This window comes from Chitinophaga sp. ARDCPP14 (assembly GCF_051362515.1).
Lineage (GTDB): Bacteria > Bacteroidota > Bacteroidia > Chitinophagales > Chitinophagaceae > Chitinophaga.
Map to the genome: position 1 here is coordinate 1 of NZ_JBKIXB010000009.1, position 19002 is coordinate 19002.

Annotated in this window: 13 protein-coding genes and 1 tRNA gene; 12 read left to right on the top strand and 2 right to left on the bottom strand. The window is 45.5% G+C overall.

Going from position 1 to position 19002, the window contains the following annotated elements; genetic code table 11:
• Nucleotides 1-34 precede the first annotated feature (34 nt).
• Nucleotides 35-781: an XRE family transcriptional regulator gene (locus ACLHR0_RS22805; protein ID WP_370910167.1), complete on the bottom strand. Its 747-nt coding sequence runs from the start codon at nucleotides 779-781 to the stop codon at nucleotides 35-37.
• A 58-nt stretch (nucleotides 782-839) separates the two neighbouring features.
• Nucleotides 840-1985 carry a redoxin domain-containing protein gene (locus tag ACLHR0_RS22810; protein WP_436489779.1) on the bottom strand — a complete coding sequence of 382 codons (1146 nt, stop codon included), beginning with the start codon at nucleotides 1983-1985 and terminating at the stop codon, nucleotides 840-842.
• 94 nt (nucleotides 1986-2079) lie between these two features.
• Here ACLHR0_RS22810 and ACLHR0_RS22815 point away from each other — a divergent pair, with 94 nt between their 5' ends.
• The 12 genes from ACLHR0_RS22815 to ACLHR0_RS22870 all read left to right on the top strand — a co-directional run bounded on the left by ACLHR0_RS22815 (nucleotide 2080) and on the right by ACLHR0_RS22870 (nucleotide 18907).
• The gene (locus tag ACLHR0_RS22815) at nucleotides 2080-2382 is read left to right on the top strand and encodes a hypothetical protein (RefSeq protein WP_370910169.1); all 303 of its coding nucleotides are present in this window, start codon (nucleotides 2080-2082) and stop codon (nucleotides 2380-2382) included.
• A gap of 80 nt (nucleotides 2383-2462) precedes the next feature.
• Nucleotides 2463-3227, top strand: coding sequence for a LuxR C-terminal-related transcriptional regulator (locus ACLHR0_RS22820; protein WP_436489782.1), 765 nt, complete (start codon nucleotides 2463-2465; stop codon nucleotides 3225-3227).
• A 277-nt stretch (nucleotides 3228-3504) separates the two neighbouring features.
• Entirely contained in the window at nucleotides 3505-4125 is a 621-nt protein-coding gene (locus tag ACLHR0_RS22825; RefSeq protein ID WP_436489783.1) for an RNA polymerase sigma-70 factor, read from the top strand.
• Nucleotides 4126-4404: 279 nt separating this feature from the next.
• Nucleotides 4405-5418, top strand: coding sequence for a FecR family protein (locus ACLHR0_RS22830; protein WP_436489785.1), 1014 nt, complete (start codon nucleotides 4405-4407; stop codon nucleotides 5416-5418).
• A 50-nt stretch (nucleotides 5419-5468) separates the two neighbouring features.
• Nucleotides 5469-8975 carry a TonB-dependent receptor gene (locus ACLHR0_RS22835; RefSeq protein ID WP_436489787.1) on the top strand — a complete coding sequence of 1169 codons (3507 nt, stop codon included), beginning with the start codon at nucleotides 5469-5471 and terminating at the stop codon, nucleotides 8973-8975.
• A 19-nt stretch (nucleotides 8976-8994) separates the two neighbouring features.
• Nucleotides 8995-10602: a RagB/SusD family nutrient uptake outer membrane protein gene (locus ACLHR0_RS22840; RefSeq protein WP_436489789.1), complete on the top strand. Its 1608-nt coding sequence runs from the start codon at nucleotides 8995-8997 to the stop codon at nucleotides 10600-10602.
• Between the two features lie 27 nt (nucleotides 10603-10629).
• A complete protein-coding gene (locus tag ACLHR0_RS22845) occupies nucleotides 10630-11754 on the top strand; it encodes a SusE domain-containing protein (RefSeq protein ID WP_436489791.1) in 1125 nt (374 codons plus the stop codon).
• 8 nt (nucleotides 11755-11762) lie between these two features.
• Nucleotides 11763-12908: a glycoside hydrolase family 76 protein gene (locus ACLHR0_RS22850; protein WP_436489792.1), complete on the top strand. Its 1146-nt coding sequence runs from the start codon at nucleotides 11763-11765 to the stop codon at nucleotides 12906-12908.
• 14 nt (nucleotides 12909-12922) lie between these two features.
• Nucleotides 12923-13990 carry a glycoside hydrolase family 76 protein gene (locus ACLHR0_RS22855; protein ID WP_436489794.1) on the top strand — a complete coding sequence of 356 codons (1068 nt, stop codon included), beginning with the start codon at nucleotides 12923-12925 and terminating at the stop codon, nucleotides 13988-13990.
• A 200-nt stretch (nucleotides 13991-14190) separates the two neighbouring features.
• Complete coding sequence (locus tag ACLHR0_RS22860) at nucleotides 14191-14595, top strand: carbohydrate-binding protein (RefSeq protein WP_370910178.1); 405 nt, start codon at nucleotides 14191-14193, stop codon at nucleotides 14593-14595.
• A gap of 75 nt (nucleotides 14596-14670) precedes the next feature.
• Nucleotides 14671-14754: transfer RNA gene (locus tag ACLHR0_RS22865), tRNA-Leu, on the top strand.
• 595 nt (nucleotides 14755-15349) lie between these two features.
• Nucleotides 15350-18907 carry a PKD domain-containing protein gene (locus ACLHR0_RS22870; RefSeq protein ID WP_436489796.1) on the top strand — a complete coding sequence of 1186 codons (3558 nt, stop codon included), beginning with the start codon at nucleotides 15350-15352 and terminating at the stop codon, nucleotides 18905-18907.
• Nucleotides 18908-19002 lie beyond the last annotated feature (95 nt).

Below are 19002 nucleotides of genomic sequence, written 5' to 3' on the forward strand. Positions count from 1 at the left end.
CGGGGACGCATGAAATTGTTATCGCCGGGTTGATTTAATTCAACTCCGGAAATTGTTTGCTCACATAACCGATGAAAGTCCATATTTCCAGTACCTCTTCAAGGGCTACGGTTACGGTTTCATACTGCGGGTTCAGTGAATGCAGTGATAACGTACCGTTTTGCTTAATGTGATTGCCTACCACTTTAAATACAATTTCTTCTTCGCCTCCCTTCAGCACGAGGATGCAGGCGGTATTATCTTTTAAATGGGACCAGTCCTGCAGGTATTGCGCAATAACATGGCTGCCATCCGGAATGGGTTCCATGGAGTCGCCGCTGATGGGAAACATGCGGATGGTTTTACCCCTGGGCAAACCGGGCAGGGTAAATTTGGGCAGTGCCGAAATAAACGCCGGGTCGCTGAAGCCGCTGCGGTAGCCTGCCCGGGCGCGTGCAGGAACAAACTCCATGTTTTCCTCATTGCTGTTGTCGACCGTAATCGGCAGGATACGTATATGCCTGCCTGTTAGGTCCACCTTTTTCCCGGCTTCCAGTTCCAGGAGTTGTTCTTCCGGGAGCTGCGACAGGTCGGTTTTCACCATGAGGTCCAGGTCTATTTTAAAATAGCCGGAGATCAGCGCCAGGTCGTCCATCCGGGGATTGCGTGTTTTCCCGCTTTCCTGTGCGGTGATCTTGTTCCGGTTCAGTCCAAGTAAATCAGATAGGTGCTGTTGGGAAATCTTCTTTCGTGTCCGTAATAATTTGAGATTAGCGGCCCAGAAAAGGGGCTGTTTGTCCATGTATTATATATTTACGATAACTTATATTTATAATTGACAAGGACAAATGTAGGGCTTTTTACTCATTCTGTTTATTCAGCAAACTGTTTAATTGCTGGTAGAGTGCTTCCCCGGTGAGGTCTTTATTGAAGATCATGCCGGTAGAATCTATGAGGAAGTTCTGTGGGATGGCTTTCACGCCATATACCCTGGCAGCGTGGTTTTTATCTATTTTAGGATCGGCGAGGTTGGTCCACACCATGCTGTCTTCTTTAATGGCTTCGAGCAAATATTTCCGGTCGGCCGGCGGATCGAGTGCCACGCTGATAATGGTAAAGTTTTTATCCTTGAACTGTTTATAGACTTCCTGGATCTTGCGGTGTTCGCGTCTGCAGGGTTCGCACCAGGAGGCCCAGAAATCCAGGAATACGGTTTTGCCTTTAAAGTCGGAGAGCTTTACCATTTTCCCATTCATGTCGGGTACTTCAAAGTCGGGTGCATCTGATCCTACTGTGAGGCTCCTGGCCCGGGCAATTTCTGCTGCAAAGGCTTTTCCTTCGGTGGTATTGCGTATTTCTTCGGAGAGTTTAAGGAAGATAGGTTCTATCAGGTCGGGGTTTACATCCAGGCCGGCCAGTTCTTCCAGTGCCATGAGGCTATAGAATGAGTTGGGATTTTCGGCAATGTATTTATGTTGAAGCAGTTTTTGTGCTTCGTAGGACACGCGGTACTGCAGGGCCATTTGCTGCTGGAATCCTTTGTCGTCTTTTTTACTGGCCGGCGCCCTGTTATATTCCTTTGAAAGCTGCCGGATGGATTTCAGAACAGATTTCATGGATTTATTAAAGTTGGCAGCTTCCTCGTTGATGGGGGAAGAGATGCGCGCTTTGCTTACATGTTCCCTGATCAACACTTTGGTGGTTCCCTTTTCCAGGAAAAAGATCCTGGTGTCCGCGTCCGGTGGAAGCTGCATGAAATCGATGCCGCCACCTTTGGTATGGAGGATGAGCATGGCACGAACGGGACCTTCCACGGAACCTTCAAAACGGAATTCACCATTTTGTACCACTGCCGAGTCAACTACCAGCACATCATTCACTACTTTGTTCAGGTACACTTTTGCGGGGCCGTTCTGTTTGGTAAGTTTGCCGTTCAGGACATATTTTGCGGGTTGGGCATTTATGAATGCGGGCAAACACAGTGCTATAAGTGTTATTTTTTTCATAAGATATGCTATCAGGAGCCTAAACTATCAACAAAATTTATTCATTTGCAATACAGGACTTTTGTTAATCCTGAATAACATACAATACAGCGTTATGGCAAATCAAAGTAAGTCGCCGCACATACTGAATACCTCTACTAACCTGCTGGGCTTTTGCCTGATCGTATTAACTTCCATTAAAGTGGCTCATTTCAATCATGCCACCATTATAGATGACTGCACCGGGATAGCGGCCATCCTGCTGATGGCGAGTTGCCTGTTGTCTTTTTTATCGTTGAAAAGCAACGAAGGGAGGACCAGTGAGCGGTTGGAACAGGTAGCTGATTATACCTTCCTGGTGGCATTAATATGCATAAGTATCACAATTGTTTTTGTATCTTTTAATCTGCTGAGCTAGTTGACGTTGCCGGAATGCCCGTCGATAGCCCTTTTTAGCAGGTTTGCTTACGGTTTTCATTGTAATATCTCCCTAGTACCATGACGATTCGCATATATGAAGAAACCAGGAAGGTCTGGAATATACTGGCTGAGCGCAATGATCCGCCGGATCTGGCGCTGGAGATGGAAGTCCATAAGAAAGTGCTTAGTTTTTTCCAGGTGGGAGCATGCTACTACTTTATATTTAATGCGGTAAGGGGAGAACTCGACTTCATGCATCCGGGTGTATACGACGTGCTGGGTTATAACGCGGATGAATGTACGATTACCGAGATGATGTCACGTATTCACCCGGAAGATGTGGCCAGTTTCCTGGAGTTTGAGCAGGCGGCGGTGGATTTCTTTTCCCGGCTGCCACCCGAAAAAGTATTGAAGTATAAAGTCCGTTACGATCTGCGTGTGCGGAAAGCCAACGGCGAATATGTGCGGTTGCTGCAGCAGTCCACCTGCATACAGCACGATGAAACCGGCGCCGTATTACGCAGTTTATGCGTGCATACGGATATTACCCACCTGAAACCCACCGGTCACCCGGTATTATCTTTTGTAGGGCTGGAGGGAGAACCATCTTTTACCAATGTGGAAATCCGGAAAACGCTCACACCCAGCCGGGAAGTGTTGACCAAAAGGGAAAAAGAGATCCTTCGTTTGGTGCTGGCCAGTATGCCCAGCCGGGAGATTGCTATCCATCTAAATATCAGTAAGCTTACGGTGGACAAGCACCGTAAAAACATGCTGAAGAAAACGGGGATCAAATCGGCTGCTGAACTGGTGGTAAAGGCGGTGAAGGAGGGGTGGGTTTAATGCAGCGGATTTTGTCTTTCTGCCTGATTACGCTGATTATAATGATTTTTATTTTTTGATTAAGGAAGGATGGAGGTAAGATCCGGAGAGACAGGGCAACGTGACTGATAGATATATGTAGATATATTATCATTTAAAATGGATAATTGTTTATATTGATCTTTTTTTATAACATTGTTATGTCAACCAAAAGTTTCACGATAACAACCAGAACAACAAGGAGAACCGCTGATTCTCGTTTTTTTTGTCCACTAAGCAAAAACGTTTTAGCATACACATGAAGATGGCTGAGATTAGTGAATGGCAGGTGCAGATAGCGCGTTATGATGATGAACAGGCATTTGCCCGTTTGTTCCGTCATCTGTACGACCGTTTATTGCATTTCTGTATCCGGTATGTGCATGTAAAGGAAGCAGCGGAGGAAATAGTGTCTGATGTTTTTGTTAAACTCTGGAACCGCCGTAAGGAAATAGAGCAGGTATCTAACCTGGAAGTATATCTTTTTGTGGCCGTAAAAAATCATTCGCTCAATTACCTGGAGCAGTATTCCCACCTGCGCATTGTACCGCTTTCCGGTTCCGATACGGCCGATCTGCGTAACAGCATCGACCTGGAACGCGACCTGGAATGGAAGGAGATGCGTTTTAAAATGGACCAGATCGTGTCCTCGCTGCCGGCCCAATGCCGCCGCATTTTCCAGCTGATCAAAGAAGACGGCTTCAAATACAAGGAAGTTGCCGAAATCCTCAATATCTCTCCCCGCACGGTGGAAACGCAGCTTTTCCGCGCCATGCGCCGCCTGAACGAAGGGCTGGGCGCCATCGGCAAAACGAAGGAAATGCTGCCGCCGCTGATCATGCTGCTCGCTATGTCTGCCCTGCTCGCCTTCGGCGAGTGAAATTGTCTTGGAGCAGGATTACACTGATTATACTGATTTTCTGGATTTTTTTTCTTTGGATTTTATTAATGATTAGGGGAGATATAAGCGGATAGCTTCGCTTATATCTCACCCACTAATTCTGTTAAAATCAAAAAAATCCAAAGAAACAAAATCCAGAAAATCAGTATAATCAGTGTAATCCTGAGTAAGACAACCTCCGCGGAAAATATTTTTTCCGCGCTTGTAAGTAGTTTTCCCTCCGCCACCTGTCCTTATACCTGAACACGATTCCATTTTATGATAAACGAAGAACATTTCGTCTTACTGGTTACCCGTAAACTGGCGGGAGCTGCAACGTCTGCGGAACTGGCGGAGCTGGACGCCCTGTTGGAACAGTACCCGGTATTGAAAGAAAAATATCATCACTTCCACCACTATTTTGAAGATCCGCGGCACCTGTCGGCCGAAAACACGGAACAGGCCCTGCAGCGAACGATGTCTAAAATAAAACAACAAACGACTAACATCCATCCGATGGAGCCTAAGAGATCCGGGAGATGGAAATGGGTAGCTGCTGTTGCTGCCACCATATTGTTACCGGTCGGCGTCCTCTGGTTTTTTAACGCTACACGTAAGATACCGGATGCCGGACGGGAACAATGGGTGAAACGCAGTAACGGCAAGGCTACCCGGTCGTTTATTGAACTGGCCGACGGCAGTAAGATCTGGCTGAATGCAGAAAGCGTGATCACTTACCCGGAAAAATTCCGCGGCGACAACCGCGAGATCTTCCTGGAAGGAGAGGCCTTTTTTGATGTAGCCACCAACGCCAAACGTCCTTTTATTGTACACCTGAAAAAAGGAACTATTAAAGTACTGGGTACCTCTTTTAATATCCGGGCCTATGAAAATGAACCGGTGCAAACCGCCGTGGTAACAGGAAAAGTAGCCTTCATTCCACGCTATGAAGGAACCAAAAAGATTAGTGATACCATCCTGGTAACACCTGATGTAAAGGTAACCTATACCGCCAGCAGCGGCACCCTGATCAAAGGCAATACCATCGGGTCGGAAGATAAAGCCTGGACAGAAGGACGGCTTATTTTCAGAAATGCCACCCTGGAAGAAATCGGCGCCAGCCTGCAACGCAATTTCAACAAGCGGGTAGAGTTTGAAGCCAACGCACCAAAACAGTACCGGTTAACCGGGGCTTTCCATAATAACTCCCTGGAAGATATTATGTACTACCTCAGTAAATCGAAAGCGTTCCACTACCGCATCACCGATTCAACATTAGTTATAGGAGAATAATCACATCAAGCCAACACCAATATTTATTCATTTTTAATCACCACTACGTTATGAGAAAGGTATTATACAAGCCTTCTTTTCGTCCGCCTTTCCTGTCGCTGATAATCTGCTTATCGCTGCTGAGCGTGCTGGATCTGCATGCGCAGGTAGCCTATGCGGCAGGGTTACGCCGGCAGGTGCAACATCAGCCGGTAAAGGAACGGGAAAGACCTCCCGCTATGAATCAGCTGATCAGCCTGCAGGTTGACAATGCCAGTCTCGCACTGGTACTGGAAAAGATTGAAGCACAAACCTCCCTGGTTTTTGTGTATTCCAACGATGATATTAAAGCAGCACAAAAAATATCCCTGAACGTAAAGGATAACAAACTGGATGATGTACTGCAGATGATCCTGTTGCCGCTGGAAATCAACTATGAATTCATCGCTAATAAAATTATCCTGAAGCGTAGTAATCTTACTGCTGATAATGATCAGCAGCAGGATATTACTATTACCGGTCGCGTAGTGGATAACAAAGGAGAAACCATTCCCGGCGCCAACGTTCGCGTAAAGGGAATGAGTGTGGGTACCGTTACCAATGTGGAAGGCAACTATACGCTGAAAATCCCTGCCAGCGCCGCTAACGGCACCCTGATATTTTCTTCCGTAGGATATGTAACTTCCGAAATAGCCATCAGCGGAAGAACCAGCATCATTGCCATGCTGAATGTAGATTCCAAAGACCTGGGAGAAATCGTGGTAACGGCTTATGGCCAGCAGAAGAAAACACAGGTAACCGCCGCCATCAGCACCATTAATTCAAAAGACATCACCAGCAGGCCGGCCGTGAATATGTTCCAGGCTTTGCAGGGACAGGCGCCCAACCTCATCATGCAGCAGAACACTGCCGAACCCGGGGCACCTATGACCATGAACATCCGCGGGGTAGGTAGCCTAACCGGCAATGCTCCGCTGGTCATCATTGATGGTGTGCAGGCAGGAGGCAATGGTTTGCAGAACCTGAACCCCTACGATGTGGAAACCATTTCTGTACTGAAAGATGCGGCATCGGCCGCCATTTACGGTTCACAGGCCGCCAACGGAGTGATCTATATTACCACGAAGAAAGGTAAGAAAGACGAACATCCTTCAGTTAGCTACAACGGTATGTATGGCTGGCAAATGCCCACCACACTGCCCCGGCAGATGGAAGCATGGCAGTACATGACCCTGAAAAATGAAGCCCTCGTGAACTCCGGCAAAACGCCGCAGTACACGCCGGGTGATATACAGTCGTGGCACAACCGTGGCTCCGAACCCGCCATGCTCACCGAAATGATCCGCAAATACACGCCGCAGCAAAGTCACAATTTAAGTTTAAACGGCGGCGGTAAAACCAGCAGTTACCTGTTATCGCTGGGTTACCTCGACCAGGGCAATATGCTCCAGAATAAATATGTGCCGCAGGACTTTTACTACAAGCGTTACAACGCCCGCCTCAACATGTCGGTAGATGTGAGCAAATACGTGAAAGTAAGCGGTAATGTAGCTTATACCCGCTCCACTTATCGCACACAGGTATCTGATATCGGCTTCCTGATGCGCGATGCGATGCGTGTACCGCGTACCACTGCCGTGAAAGATACGCTGGGTAACTGGGTGGTGCCACCACTGACCAGCAACAGCGTAATGGCTTTACTGGCACAGAGCGGATACAGACTGAGAACAGTAGATAACCTGATGGGAGGAATCGATGTAGTGATTACACCGGCAGATCATTTTAAGATCAACCTGAATGCGTCCGGTAATTATAACATTGATAATACCGTTACCCGTATTAATAAATTCACGTATGCACCTTATTATACTACCGCCACACCGCCATTGTATAATGAGATGCATAATTCCGAATACAAGGATCTGACGACAAACGTATATGGTACCGTAGAGTATGAGAATACCTTTGGCAAGCATTACGTAAAAGGACAGGTGGGTGTGCGCAGTGATGCGGTGAATGAAGGTTACGGCTTCCGGGCCGACCGTTTTGGTACTACCAACCTGGACAACGACTGGGCCATCGGTGGCGGCTATATCCCTAAACCGGATGGCACCTTCGATTACAGGGATATCGGCACCTATAACGATATGAGCAATCCTAACCTGTATGCGCTGAATTCTCTTTTCGGAAGATTTAACTACGTTTATAACGATAAATACCTGGCGGAAGTGACCTGGCGTTACGACGGTTCTTCCAAGCTGGCTCCGGGCCACCGCTGGCAGTTCTTCCCGGCATTTTCACTGGGATGGAGATTGACAGACGAAGCATTTATGGAAGAAGTAAAGGATAAGATCGGCAACTTTAAGCTGCGTTATTCCTGGGGACAGGTGGGTAACTCCAACATCGGCGGATTCAATTACCTGGCCAGGGTACGACTGACAGATGACCGCAATTCTCCGTATACCACCGGTAGTTATTCGTTTAATAACACGCCTGCTATTGGCGCTACTTTCTCTACTTACAACGACCTGTTGCAGTGGGAAATTTCTACCATGAGTAACTATGGTATCGATGCGGATTTCCTGAAGGGTGCTTTAACAGCGTCTTTCGATTATTTTAATAAGACAACAGACGGGATCTATCTTTTCCAGACGGTACCGGGAACCGCAGGTACTGCCGCTCCGCTGGAAAACGTGGGTAAGGTAAATAACAAAGGCTGGGAACTGGCCGTGAATTACAGGATGACCACCGGTAAATTCCACCACAACTTTGGTTTCAACCTCGCCGATAACCTGAACAAGGTGATTAAATTCGGCCAGGAATCTGTTCGTGGTTCCGATGTAACCTTTATCATTAAAGAAGGGTTTCCTATCGCTTCTTACTATGGTTATAAATCCGATGGGTTATACCAGAACCTGGACGATATAAAGAATGCACCTAAAGTACCATTTGCCTACAACCAGCAGGTGATGCCGGGAGATGTGAGATATATTGACCGTAATAAAGATGGGGTGATCGATGAAAACGACCGCTACATCTTTGGTAATCCTTTCCCGCGTTACACTTTTGGCTTTAACTACAGCGTAAGCTGGAAGAACTTCGATATGACCATGTTCTGGCAGGGTGTGGGCAAGCGTTCCCAGTTCCTGCGAGGCGATATCGTGGAGGCATTCCATAACAATGAAGACCACGCCATGGTGCAGCACCTCGACCGCTGGACGCCTACTAATCCGGGTGCTTCCTATCCACGGCTGACCATCGGTTCTGCTGATGCCAACAACTTCGCTTATTCCGATTACTGGCTGTTTGATACCAAATACCTGCGTCTGAAAAACTTCCAGCTGGGCTACAACCTGCCTGCAGCTTTAGTGAACAGGGCGCGTATCCAGGGTGTGCGGGTATACTTTACCAGCCAGAACCTGATAACGATTATGCCTAAACGCTTCCGTGAAATAGGCGTGGACCCTGAGTTTACGCAGTTTGATGATAAGTTGTCCATGTCTAATTACAACCCTATTGCAGGACGTAATTACCCGAATGCGGCCACTTTTGCTTTTGGTCTGGATGTTAAGTTTTGATGCCTAAACAATCAATTGTATGAAGAAATTAGTTTTATCAATATTAATGGCCGGCACTTTGTTCAGTTGCCGTAAACTGGATCAGCCGATCACCCGGGAGTTCACTGAAACTGCCTACTGGCGTGATTCACAGGATGCCCTCGATGCGTTGACCGCCTGTTATGAACATCTTTCAAAAGATGATTATTTCTTTGGAGATGAAGCGCTGAGTGATAATGCGTATAACAGCGGCGGTGGCATGATGAATGTAAATGCCATTTCCAACGGCGGTTATGATGGCGCCAACGGGCGTGTATCGGATACCTGGTCGTATTACTATACTACTATTCGCAGGTGCAATACCGTTACCACCAATATAGACCGGGTACCCAATATGGACCCAGCGCTGAAAGCCCGCATCCTGGCGGAAACCCGCTTTATCCGTGCGTATGCTTATTTTCAGCTCACCGCCTGGTATGGTGATGTGCCTTTCTATACGGACCTCATCACCATTGATGCTTCCCGTACCATTGCACGCACCGATAAGAACACCGTCCAGGAATTTATATTAGCAGAACTGGCGGATATCCAGAAAGACCTGCCTACTAACACGCAACAGGTGCAGAACGACCGTGGTCGCATTACCCGCGGTGCAGCCATCGCTATGAGCGCCCGTGTACACCTGTTCCGCAGCGAATGGGCAGCTGTGGTAGCAGATTGTGAGAAGCTGATCGGCAAAACAGACAATGGCGCCTATGCCTTGTTTGGCAACTACAGCGGCCTGTTTACCGTAGCCAATGAATATAACAGCGAGGTAATCCTGGACCTGCAATATGGTGGTGGCAGAACATACGACAAGCAACGTTCCTTCATGCCGCAAACCATTGCCGCGCTGAGAAGTGTGCTGGTGCCTACCCAGGACCTGGTAAATGATTATATCATGGCTAACGGCAAAGCCATTGGTGAAGCCGGTTCCGGTTATAATGAGAACACGCCGTATATCAACAGGGACCCACGCTTTGAGGCTACCATCCTGCATCATGGCTCTAAGGTGATTGATTTCGCAAGAGCGGAGCAAACCATTCTTACGCAGCCGGGTTCTGTGCCTGCTACCAATACGGTAGACGACCAGGGCGCTTCTCCCACCGGTTATTATTTCTACAAGTATTATGACCGCGCCGCTACCAATTATGCTTCCGGGTTGAACCTGATCATGATCCGTTATGCCGATGTACTGCTGATGTATGCAGAAGCAAAAAATGAGTTGGGGCAGATGAATGCGGCCGTATGGAATCAAACGATTCAGCCTATCCGTGTGCGTGCCGGCTTTAACGATGCAGGCGCCACGCAGTTTAATGCAGCGCTTAACCAGGATCAGCAGCGTGTGGTGATCCGCCGGGAAAGAAGAGCTGAGCTGGCGTTCGAGGGACTGCGTATTTACGATGTTCGTCGCTGGAAAATTGCGGAGGTAGTGATGAACAGGCCAGTGAGAGGCATCAAAGTAACTTCCGGTGCATTCAACAAAGATCCGAACGGCTACATCATAGTGGAAAACAGGTTGTTTACAAATCCCAAACACTACCTGTGGCCGGTGCCAACCGTAGAACGCGATCAGAATAAAAATCTTTCACAAAATCAAGACTGGTAATATCCTTCCACCTAAAACTGTAATAACATGCAAAAATATCTGATCATCATACTGAGTGTTTTATTCTTTAGTTGCAAGAAAGACGATTATTCACTCAACACCAATATGCAGCCGGTGCCAAAGCTCACCGCGCCGCTGGACAATAAATACATCAAGCTGCAGCCTACTACCAGCGCTACGGTGAGCTTTGAATGGGACCAGGCCCGCGCCGAAGATGGTTCCCTGGTGCAATATGAAGTAGCCTTTGACAAAGCCGGTGGCGATTTCTCTGCCCCTGTGGCAAAGTTTTCTTCTGATGGTGGCGGTGTGCAGAACAAACTGACTTTGTCGCATAAAGACCTGAACAGCGTGGCGGGTAAAGCGGGCATTGCTTCCCTGGCCACCGGAAAACTGATATGGACGGTGCTGGCATCCAAAGGATATAATATCCAGAAGGCTGCCGAAACAAAAACCATTGAAGTAGAAAGACCTAATGGTTTTGCCGAGATCCCTACAGATGTGTACCTCACCGGTGAAGCTACCGAAGTGGGCGCTGACCTGTCGAAAGCCCTGAAGCTGAAATCCACTGCTCCGGGGGTATATGAAATTTATACATCTCTCAAAAACGGTAAATATCATTTCACCAGCAGGAACACTGGTACACCGGATACCTATTCCATTACCGGTACCGCTGTAAAAGAAGGTGGTGAAAGTGAACAAACCGCAGGTACTAAAATATATCGCCTGCGCCTGGATTTCAATAACGCCGCAGCAACCGTAACAGAAATAGGCACTATTGGTCTTTGGTTTGCGCCACTGAATAAATTTTTATTCGAGATCAATTATGCCGGTGGCGGTACCTGGAAAATTCAGAGCCAGCTGATCACTTTCAAACAGGAATCATGGGGACGTGATGAGCGTTATAAATTCCGTATCAACGTAAAAGACAGTGATGGCAATGCCGGTGAAGAGTGGATAGGAAGTTCCAATGCAGATAACAACCGTCCAACTTCCGCTACACCGCTGAGTTTCTGGGAGCTGCGTCCTATTACCAACAACGACCAGTGGAACTACTGTTACAAGTTCGCTACCGAAGCAGACAATAAGAATTGTGATGTGAACCTGTACTTCACCACGGATAAAAATTACACCCACGAAATCATCGTAAAATAATGACCGCTATGAAGCTGATACGATATTCCCTTTTAATGCTCTCCCTGGCCTTCACTGCATGTTTGAAAGAACCTGTAGATGATGGCCCGGGTCCGGGAGCCAACAAGGCGCGTTATGTTTTCGATTGGGCGCAGATCGGTGATTCCTCTTTACAGGGGCTCACCAGCAATTTCTGGAACCAGGAGAAATATTTTAACGCCAATAATGCGGGTAATGCCACCTTTAATTACTGGCCCAATGCGCATGCACTGGACGTACTAACGGATGCCTATATACGTAAAAATGACCCGGCTATCAAAGCCCGTATGGATGATTTGCTGGCGGGCATGAAAACAAAGAACGGCGGTACTTACATCAACCATTTCTATGATGATATGGAGTGGATGAACCTTGCCTGCTTACGCGCTTTTGAGGCCACCGGCGATACCCGGTACAAAGATGTAGCCGTATTGCTGTGGAACGATATCAAAGGCGGCTGGGATGATGTATGGGGCGGCGGTATCCACTGGAATAAGGATAAATCCAAGAACTACAAGAATACGCCTGCCAATGCGCCTGCGTGTATTATTGCCTGCCGGATGTATGGTCTTACCCAGAACCCGGATGATATTGCCTGGGCGAAAAAGATCTACGACTGGCAGAAAGCCACGCTGGTAGACCCGGTTACCGGTCTCGTTTGGGATGGTATTAACCAGGACGGCAGCGGTCAGGTAACCAAGAACTGGAACTTCACTTACAACCAGGGTGTGTTTATTGGAGCAGGGGTGGAGTTGTATAAACTGACCGGTCAGAATGTATATATCAATGACGCATTGAAAACGGCCAACAACGCCTTAGCCGGTGGATTTACCAATGCCAATATCCTGAAAGATGAAGGCGGCGGAGATGGTGGTTTGTTCAAAGGAGTACTGGTGCGTTACCTGATGTTGCTGATCACCGATGGCAGTATCAGCAGCACGGATGTGGCAAAGTATGCCGCTTTCCTGCAGCTGAACGCAGAAACGTTGTGGCTGAAAGGCACGACGCGCCCGCAGGTGTTATTTAACAAGGACTGGTCCACCATGGCTGCCGGCAGCGACCTCACCACCCAGTTGAGTGGCGCTATGCTCATGGAAGCGGCGGTGAAGCTGAAGAGTATGGGACTGATGAAGTAATGAAAATGATAAAGATGGGGAGAAGAATAGTGAGGCTTACCTTTTGGTGTTTGCTGTCTGCCGGCAGCGTATTTGCCCAAAGCAACAGGCAAAAGGCAGAGATGCTGCAGCAGGCAGTGAACAAATATTTGTATGAGCGCAAAACGGGGTTGTATATCCAAACCAGCGACCGTACAAAGAATCATAATCCGCATGCCGACCTGTGGGGCCTTTGCGGGCTCATACAAGCCACCAATGAAATGGAACGGATCCATCCCGGCAAAGTGTATATGGCGCCGGTGGTGGAGGCAATTAACCAGTATTATGATCCTATTCCACCTGCTCCGGGATATGCATCTTATGTAGTGAAGGAAAGGCGGGAGGATAGGTACTACGACGATAACCAGTGGATTGGCATTGCGTACCTGGATGCGTATGCGCGTACCAGGAAGAAGTGGTACCTGGGTAAAGGAACGGAGATCTACCGTTTTATGATGACGGGTTACGATACCGTTAGTGGTGGCGGTTTATACTGGAAGGAAAGAGATCTCACCACGAAAAATACCTGTTCCAACGGACCGGCTATTTTACTGGCGCTGCAATTGTATAATGCTGTTCATAAACAAGCCTACCTGGATACTGCTTTGTTGTTGTACAACTGGGTAAACAGGTATCTGCGCAGTGAGGATGGGGTGTATTGGGATGCCATAAAGCCGGCAGAAAACAACCGTATTGATTCTGCGACGTATACTTACAATGCCGGCGTTATGCTGGAGGCCAATGTAAAGCTGTACCGCATTACAAAGAATGCGCAGTATTTAAAAGAGGCCCGTCATATTGCAGAAGGCAGCTACAGGCGCTTTTTCAGAAATGGAAAGTTTCCTTCTTCGTACTGGTTTAATGCCGTATTGCTAAGGGGATACGAAGCGCTGTACAGGACAGATAACAACCCGAAGTATATCCGTGCTATGCAGGAGTATGCGGGTAAGGTATGGGAACAGGAGAGGAACAGCAGCAACAATATGGTGGGCAACCGTCCGGAAAAAGAGCTGCTGGGACAGGCGGGGATGATGGAAATTTACGCCCGGCTGGCCGGTATATAAATCAAAGAAATGAAATTAAGGGGAGGCCCGTAGCATTTATTTGTTACGGGCTTTTTCGTGGTTACCCGTGAGCCCGGGTTATTATTTTGCTATAATATTACATAATTCCTTAATTTTATAATTTTTATTATTAATTTATCCCGGGAAGCATTATTTCCTGACCATCTTAGAAAAGAGAAGAAGACAACCTATCCTATCCTATGAGGCTGATGTTATTGCTGCTTTTTGCTTTCGTGCCGGTATCTGTTTTGGGACAGACGGCGGCGCCGGCGGGTAAAAAGGGGAATCGTGCAACGGAATTCCAGATGAAGGAGGGCAGTTATCTCAGCTTTGCCCAGGTTAATTTAAGTCTTGGTGAAATAGGCTTCCGCGTGGAAGTGGCATCGGAGCACAAAAAGAGTAATGCCCGGCTGGAGTTCCGGATAGATAAACCCAAAGGTAAAATTATTGGTACCCTTGACATTCCTTATACGGGAGATAGCACCTATGCGTTGAAGTTAACGGGTAACCTTCGTCATGCCGAAGGCGTGCATGATCTGTACCTGGTAGCGAAGGGCGGGATGCCTTTCAGCATTACAGCATTTGGCTTTATTTTTAATTATTAATATAGGCGTTGCCGTTATTTTTTTGGAAAATTAAAATAGCTGCTTATCTTTGCGCTCCCTGACACGATATCAGTTGCCCAGATGGCGAAATTGGTAGACGCACTGTGTTCAGGTCGCAGCGCCTGCAAGGGTGTGCTGGTTCGAATCCAGTTCTGGGCACGAGAGTGGACAAATCGAGATTTTCCTCGGTTTGTCCATTTTTATTTTTATCAAAGTCCGCGTCCAGACCGTATATTAGCTTGACGGCTTCATTGAGTCGGGCGGTTCGATAATGTAATTAAATACTTCATGGCAAGGGCAATTAGGGTTGATCTGAACTTCGAATATAATTAATTACATGAAAGTGTTATTGTTTTTTGTACCCCTAGCCTGTACCTTAGCTTTATCAAAACAGTCACCCAAATAAGTTAATCCAACAATGATTTTTTTTACGCAATGTCATGTACCTTACCTATATAAGATAGTGGACGTTCTACATATTCGTGATTTTTTTAGTGCCTATATCTCCTGTATCTTATCCCCGGATAAATCCCTTGATACTGTATGATATTATTAAGATATCTTGTTGAATAGCAATTGCAGTTTTGTACCCTTATTCCAGGTCCTGGTATCTATGATTTATATGTTTAAGTTCTATGTTATTGGTATTTTTTGTTCGGTCAAGCTGCTGATCCAGAAATCCGACAGAGGATACTGCATGCTAAAAGAGGTACGAACGGCTACGTGATTCAAACATCCCTAAAAATACCTAATAATGAAAAAGCAATTTTTCAAGAAACTTCGAGCGTTACTAACACTCGCCTTGTTAACCATAACCTCTCTGGCCCTTGGGCAATCAGCATTCAGAGTTAAGCAAGATACTGTCATGGTTGTTGGTGCTGAGCTCCAGGTAAAAAATGCCTCCAAAAATGTACAGGGCTTTCTGTATAACCAGGGCGATGGAAATACAGTATTCAAAAAACTTTCCCTGGAAAATATAGGAGACAGTGCTATCGCTATTGCCGGACAGGATACTATCGCGGTAAGGTTTTCCGGCGGTGGAGGTGTTAGTGTGCCGGCCGTTTCGCTGGCTGCTATGTCTATTGATGCCAACAGTATGCAGCTGAAATGGTGGCAGTCAGACAGGGAGCTGTATCAGTCGCCGAAGATAGCCCTGATTGGAGACAGCCAGGGGGCGGGGAGTTATGCCAGTACACCGGCCAACTCCATTGCCGGAAAGCTGCAGGCTTATATTTATGCAGTATCTTCCAATGCACGGCTGACGAACTATTGTAAAGATGGATATAATTCCCGCAATCTGGCGCCTACAGGCAGCAATAGCTTTGTAGACTCGACGATGAACGTCACCAAGGCAATTGCTGATGGGAATAATATTATTATCCTCATTAATACCAGTAACGACTATGCATCCCAGGCCAGTGGCGGTGAGATGTCTACAGAGGAGGCGCTCTCTAATACCTTGCTGATAGATGAAGCCTGCAAAAAAGCTGGTGTACAGTTGTTGGTAATGAGCAGTATTCCTCGTACGGCTTTCGGTGCTCCACAGCGCCTTAAACTGAGACAAACTGCAGATAACCTGCGTAAAACTTTCGGAGCCAGATGCATCTATGCGTATCACCTCCTGGAAGACCCTGCTAATCCCGATGTATTACAACCTTCATTGCAGTTCGGCGATAATATCCATTTGAATGACCAGGGGTACCTGGTAATGTTTAATGCAATGAGGAATGCACTCGCCAGCTATTTTACTTCCAATACCGATGTTGTTAAGTACATTGTACAACGGAGCGCTTATATAAACGGCCTCTATAATGATTTTAAAACTATTACATCACCTTATGAAAACACACTTGCTATCAGCCCTGATAGCAGCTTTTACCGAATGCGGATCTATTTCCGGGACGGGTATTTTTCCAGCTGGAGTAATGTAGTCAAAGCTGTAGTTGATGGTAACATCCCAGGGGGGCCAGGAGGTAATGGAATAACTGTCAATGCAGGTTTAGATCAATATTTAAATGAAAATGAAAGTACTACCAACTTTTATGGAAACATAAAAATCAATAATCCTTCTCTTTCAGTTGCTTCCTATCAATGGTCAGTTATTTCTAATATAACAGGCGTTACATTTTCAAACGTAAACGGTATAAATACAGGAGTTACAGGAATTCCTATTGCTGCCAGGTCTACATATCGTTTGACTGTCACTGATAATCATGGTTCAACTTACGCTGATGATATTGATGTTTCAGTTGCCAGACCATCGGATATGTTTAGTTCAGGAGGTTATTTAGACAACAAATATGATTCTAACAACCCAAATTTGAAAACATGGGTTTACTTGCCACAAGGTTATGATTCATTAAAACCAGGTGGTTACCCTTTAATAATATTCTTGCATGGAGTTGGAGTTAATGGCGTTGAGAATAACGATGATATTAATCAATTATTACTGGAAGCTGAAGGATTACCATACTTTTTGCATAATAAGTTGTTTCCTATGCAGTGTGTTGTTGTTTGTCCTCAATTGCATGATGGACTTTGGACTTTAGCAACCGCACAAAAAGCAGTTAATTATGCCGTTAATGGATATGCAATTGATTCAAATAGGACATATGTAACTGGTTTGTCTTCTGGCGGCGCAGGCACAACTAACGTTGCTTTAGGTAATCCAAATCTGTTAGCTGGTGGTATCGCTTCCAATACAACTTTTAATGATGTAGCACTTACAGGGAATGGAGATATAGTAAAAGATATACCATTTTTGTTTGTCCATTCTTATAATGATACAAGAGTTCCGTTCACTTCTCAATATTCAACCTTAGATGATGTTAATAGCATCAATGCTGCCAATCCAAAAGGTATATACCCTCCATTAATGTTAATGGCTTGGAATAGTGAACATGATAATGGTACATGGAATAATTATGTTTATGATAAAAGAATTGCCCCATTTGATTTTGAAACTGACTTTTTACTTTTTCACAGCAAAAACTTAACAACTACCTGTAATAATTATGTTACAAAAGCAGAAGAAAAATTGAAGTTTTATGATTGGTCCAGAGCAAAATTAATTGTGGATAAATTGAATAATGGAACTGATAAAACGGGTTTTACAAACCGATTGAATACAGTTTTGGATAGTCTGACAACTGCTAAAAATCGTAAATATTATATGTTGAATCTTGGGAGCAATTCAACTTTTAACTTATATACTATCAACAATGTTACTTCAGCTGCTAACAATACAACTGTATCAAATTTGAAAGACATTAAAAATGGTACAAGTACAAAAGGATTTACAGTAGTTAGCAACCCTGAAGGAATTACAACTGATGGGCTTAATCATAATTACATGGGCATGAGTGCTGATATGTTCAAAACAGCATTCAAATACTCAAATGTTAATCCAGCGCAATGGAAGTTAACTGGACTGGATGTAAACAAATATTATGATGTAATTATATACAACTCTAATACTTCAAAAGCTTTATTTAATTCGAATAATAAAACTGGTACCAGGTCAGAATTGAACGGCAGTATCGCTCAAAGTAGATTAGAAGGTTTTAACACAATGTTTACAACTGACCATTATAATGTTAAACCGAATGCATCGGGAGAGATAGTTATGAATATGTCCGCTTTAGCTAATTTTCAATTCAATCAGAACATATCCTATTATGGTCAAACCGTTGCAATATTATTGATTGAAAAAACAACAACGGCTAATCCAAGAGCCAATTTCGGCAAATTTAATTTCGCTAGCACAACCGCTGCTTCCCATCCTGACTGGGCAACTTTAACAGGCGACCCAACAACATCAGTTCAAACAGCAATAGACCCTGTATCAGGTTGGGCAATCAATACTGTTAGTACTGATCCAACTCATTGGGCAAAGTATAGTGGTAATTATGGGAATGACAATGAAGCTCCTGCTAACATTTATACCGATATTTTTCCAGCAGTTGTTTCTAAAAGTGCGAGGTTAAATTATGCTTTGAATTTTAATCCAGCTACACAAAACTATAACTATGAAGTAATTGGTGTGCCTGGAATGGGCTTACCTGCCGGCACTTACAATGTGAAGATACTTTCAAGTACTACAGCTGATTTTGCACCATCAAAAATTTGGGTAAAAATGGGTAGCAGTAATGGGGTATGTGATAATACAATTGTAGGTAAGGATAATGTTAACAACTATCTTACTTATACAGGTTATTTAAAAGATGGAGAAACCATAAAAATTGGTTGCTATATGCCGGATGTTTGGGGTTTGTGTTTTATGAATGCAGTGATCGTTGAGAAAGTAGATTAATGTACTAATGAGGAACTTTTTGTAAAGACGTTAGCTCATAAACTGTGTCCCTGGTAGAAATGTAACATCAGATGCAAACGGGAATATCAACATTG

What these genes read in the sequence shown, in the direction of transcription:
- ACLHR0_RS22805 (WP_370910167.1), bottom strand. Translation starts at nt 781, where the DNA reads ATGGACAAACAGCCCCTTTTCTGGGCCGCTAATCTCAAATTATTACGG.
- ACLHR0_RS22810 (WP_436489779.1), bottom strand. Translation starts at nt 1,985, where the DNA reads ATGAAAAAAATAACACTTATAGCACTGTGTTTGCCCGCATTCATAAAT.
- ACLHR0_RS22815 (WP_370910169.1), top strand. Translation starts at nt 2,080, where the DNA reads ATGGCAAATCAAAGTAAGTCGCCGCACATACTGAATACCTCTACTAAC.
- ACLHR0_RS22820 (WP_436489782.1), top strand. Translation starts at nt 2,463, where the DNA reads ATGACGATTCGCATATATGAAGAAACCAGGAAGGTCTGGAATATACTG.
- ACLHR0_RS22825 (WP_436489783.1), top strand. Translation starts at nt 3,505, where the DNA reads ATGAAGATGGCTGAGATTAGTGAATGGCAGGTGCAGATAGCGCGTTAT.
- ACLHR0_RS22830 (WP_436489785.1), top strand. Translation starts at nt 4,405, where the DNA reads ATGATAAACGAAGAACATTTCGTCTTACTGGTTACCCGTAAACTGGCG.
- ACLHR0_RS22835 (WP_436489787.1), top strand. Translation starts at nt 5,469, where the DNA reads ATGAGAAAGGTATTATACAAGCCTTCTTTTCGTCCGCCTTTCCTGTCG.
- ACLHR0_RS22840 (WP_436489789.1), top strand. Translation starts at nt 8,995, where the DNA reads ATGAAGAAATTAGTTTTATCAATATTAATGGCCGGCACTTTGTTCAGT.
- ACLHR0_RS22845 (WP_436489791.1), top strand. Translation starts at nt 10,630, where the DNA reads ATGCAAAAATATCTGATCATCATACTGAGTGTTTTATTCTTTAGTTGC.
- ACLHR0_RS22850 (WP_436489792.1), top strand. Translation starts at nt 11,763, where the DNA reads ATGAAGCTGATACGATATTCCCTTTTAATGCTCTCCCTGGCCTTCACT.
- ACLHR0_RS22855 (WP_436489794.1), top strand. Translation starts at nt 12,923, where the DNA reads ATGGGGAGAAGAATAGTGAGGCTTACCTTTTGGTGTTTGCTGTCTGCC.
- ACLHR0_RS22860 (WP_370910178.1), top strand. Translation starts at nt 14,191, where the DNA reads ATGAGGCTGATGTTATTGCTGCTTTTTGCTTTCGTGCCGGTATCTGTT.
- ACLHR0_RS22870 (WP_436489796.1), top strand. Translation starts at nt 15,350, where the DNA reads ATGAAAAAGCAATTTTTCAAGAAACTTCGAGCGTTACTAACACTCGCC.